The sequence below is a fragment of the Burkholderia sp. Ac-20349 genome, from assembly GCF_017104865.1.
Classification (GTDB): domain Bacteria; phylum Pseudomonadota; class Gammaproteobacteria; order Burkholderiales; family Burkholderiaceae; genus Burkholderia; species Burkholderia aenigmatica.
In genome coordinates this window covers 1-2,909 of record NZ_JAAGPM010000294.1, presented here as the reverse complement: position 1 = coordinate 2,909, position 2,909 = coordinate 1, and the positions used below count along the sequence as shown (strand labels likewise).

General features: G+C 67.8%; 3 protein-coding genes. 1 reads left to right on the top strand and 2 read right to left on the bottom strand.

Annotation, left to right across the window (positions count from 1 at the left end):
- Together G3N61_RS38595 and G3N61_RS38590 are read right to left on the bottom strand one after the other, a co-directional pair.
- A partial coding sequence (locus tag G3N61_RS38595; RefSeq protein WP_205825061.1) for a DEAD/DEAH box helicase occupies positions 1 to 1,492 on the bottom strand: 1,492 nt, incomplete at its 3' end.
- Between the two features lie 361 nt (positions 1,493 to 1,853).
- The gene (locus G3N61_RS38590) at positions 1,854 to 2,123 is read right to left on the bottom strand and encodes an acyl-CoA-binding protein (protein WP_043189214.1); all 270 of its coding nucleotides are present in this window, start codon (positions 2,121 to 2,123) and stop codon (positions 1,854 to 1,856) included.
- A 148-nt stretch (positions 2,124 to 2,271) separates the two neighbouring features.
- Between G3N61_RS38590 and tsaB the strand changes: the two genes are divergently transcribed.
- On the top strand, positions 2,272 to 2,909 hold a 638-nt coding region (gene tsaB, locus G3N61_RS38585), incomplete at its 3' end, for a tRNA (adenosine(37)-N6)-threonylcarbamoyltransferase complex dimerization subunit type 1 TsaB (protein WP_241018124.1).

Sequence of the window (2,909 nt, the reverse complement as noted above, 5' to 3'; positions counted from 1 at the left end):
CGCCGTCACGGCTGCCGCCCGGCTTGCCGCTCCAGCCGCCGCCATTGCCGCCGCCGTAGCTGCGGCCGTTGCCGTTACCGTTGCCGCCATAGCCACCGCCCGGCTTGCCGCCGAAACGGCGACCGCCGTTACCGCCGCCCGGACGGCCGCGGCCGCCGTTGCCGCCGTTACGCGGGGGCGCCTTGCGCGGCTCGAAACCTTCGATCACGTTGACCGGCAGCGGCGAGCGCACGAAGCGCTCGATGCGCTTGAGCGCGCCTTGCTCGGCGTGGTGCACGAGGCTCACTGCCGTGCCCGAACGGCCTGCACGGCCGGTACGGCCGATACGGTGCACGTAGTCTTCCGCGAACTTCGGCAGGTCGTAGTTGAACACGTGCGTGATGCCCGGGATGTCGATGCCGCGTGCCGCGACGTCGGTGGCCACCAGCACGCGCACACGGCGCTCGCGCAGCGCACGGATCGTGCGGTTACGCGCGCCCTGCGGCAGGTCGCCGTGCAGCGCAGCCGATTCGAAGCCTGCGTCGGCGAGACGGCCGGCGAGCTGGTCGGCGTCGATCTTGGTCGCCGTGAAGATGATCGCCTGGTCGAGCGCGTCGTCGCGCAGCAGGTGATCGAGCAGGCGATCCTTGTGGTCGCGGTCGTCGACGTAGTGCACGGTCTGCGCGATGTTCGCGCGCGACTCGAGGCGCTGCTGGATCTCGATGCGTTCCGGATCCTTCAGCAGGCGGCTCGTCAGCGAACCGATCTTGCCGTCGAGCGTCGCCGAGAACAGCATCGTCTGGCGCGATTCGGGCGTCGCGTCGACGATCGTTTCGATGTCTTCGATGAAGCCCATGTCGAGCATGCGGTCGGCTTCGTCGAGCACGAGCATCTTCAGCTCGGACAGGTCGATGCGGCCACGCTCGAGGTGGTCGAGCAGACGGCCCGGCGTGGCGACCAGGATTTCCGGGTTCTTCGCGAGCAGCATCAGCTGCTGGCCGTAGGCGACGCCGCCGAGGATGCTGACCGTGCGCAGGCGCTTCAGGTGCTTGCCGTAGGTCGTTGCGGCCGTGGTGACCTGCATCGCGAGTTCGCGGGTCGGCGTCAGCACGAGCAGGCCCGGGCGCGCGACGGGTTGCGGGCGGCGCGCGCGGCGGTCGCCCTGGTTCGGTTCGCGCGGCGCGCGCGGTTGCTGCGCCTGCGCCTTCTGGAGCTGCGCGAAACGTTCGATCGCGGGCAGCATGAATGCGGCGGTCTTGCCCGAACCGGTCGGGCTCGAGACCAGCAGGTCACGGCCGGCGATGCCGGCCGGAATCGCGCGCTGCTGGACCGGCGTCGGCTTCACATAGCCGGCGGCCTGCAGCGCGGAGACGATCTCCGGCGACAACCCGAGCGACGCGAAGTTCGGCTCGTCCGACGCCGGTTCGACCGCGGCCGGTGCGGCGGCGTCGTCGAGACCGAGCGCCTGGTCGGCGATCGCGTTGAGCGGGCTGGAGTTGATGCTCGAAGTCATAACAATCCTTGAAACACAGTGGGTGAAACGTCGGCGCCAATCGCGCATACCCAAGTCGTCGGATTCAGCGAGCAAATCGGGAAACGGGTGCAATCCGCCGAACCTTCAGCGGATGAGGCATTAGAAGCTGTTTTGGGTGCGGCGCGCTTCAGGAGCGGGGCCGCCAGCCTGATAAGTGACGACCGCGAAGGTCGAAGCAGGAGGGGACAGGTTCTAAACCGGATTGGAGCTTAACGCTACGAGGCGTCAGGCCGGAACGGCTTGCGAGCCGAGCGCGGAAGATGACGCAGGCAGCATTATAAAGAGATTTGCTGCGCTGCGCCACTGATTTGATTGCCTATTGCGGCCGGGGGCGATTCGGTCAGGAAGCCGTGCCGTTCTTCAGCGATTCGACGAGTTCGATGTACTGCTGCTTCGCCGCATCCTGCGACGTGCCCTTCAGTGCATCCCACGCGTCGTACTTGTATTTGCCGACGATGTCGGTGAAGCCCGGCTTGTCGCCATGCGCGTCGCCGTCGGTCGCCTGCTTGAAGAGCGCGTACAGGCGCAACAGGGTCAGGTTGCCCGGACGTTCGGTCAGTTGCTTGACGTCGATCTGGGCTTGGTCGAATTGGGTGGTGAGTTCGCTCATCGGGTGTCTCCGTAAGGGTTTCAGGTCGGGCGATCTTAACAAGCGGACCGCCGCGCGGGGTCGAGCGATCCTTCCAAACCGCCATCGGGCACAGCGCACACGCACGGATCGGGCCCGATCGCCCGTGGGAGCGGGGCGCCGCATTACAATGTCGCCCATGACGCAAACAGTGCTCCTCGCCATCGATACGTCGACCGAATACTGCTCGGTCGCGCTGCTGCGCTCGGCCCACGCCGATGACGCCGTTTCCACCCCGCAAACCTGGGTCCGCCACGAGCTGACGGGCGCCGTGTCGAGCACGCGCGTGCTGCCGGCCATCCAGGCGCTTTTCGCCGAATCGGGGCTGACGCTCGCCGATTGCGACGCGATCGCGTTCGGCGCGGGCCCCGGCTCGTTCACGGGCCTGCGCACCGCGACGGGCATCACCCAGGGTCTCGCGTTCGGGTGCGGGCTGCCGGTCGTGCCGATCGGCACGCTGCTCGCGTGCGCCGAGCACGCGCGGCTGCGTGCGCCGGGCACGAACCGCGTGCTGGCCGCGCTGGATGCGCGGATGGATGAAGCCTACTGGGCGGACTTCGCGTGGGACGACAGCGTCGGCGACTGGCGCACGCTGCATCCGGCCTCGCTCGATGCACCGGGTGCCGTCGGCGTGCCCGATGTGCCGTTCGCGTACCTGCACACGCGCGCGGGCGTGGTCGGCGTGAAGGTGTTCGGTGGCATCATGCTCGGCATGAGCTTCCAGCTCCTCAATACGCTGTTCTCGCACATCGGCACGCTGAACACCTG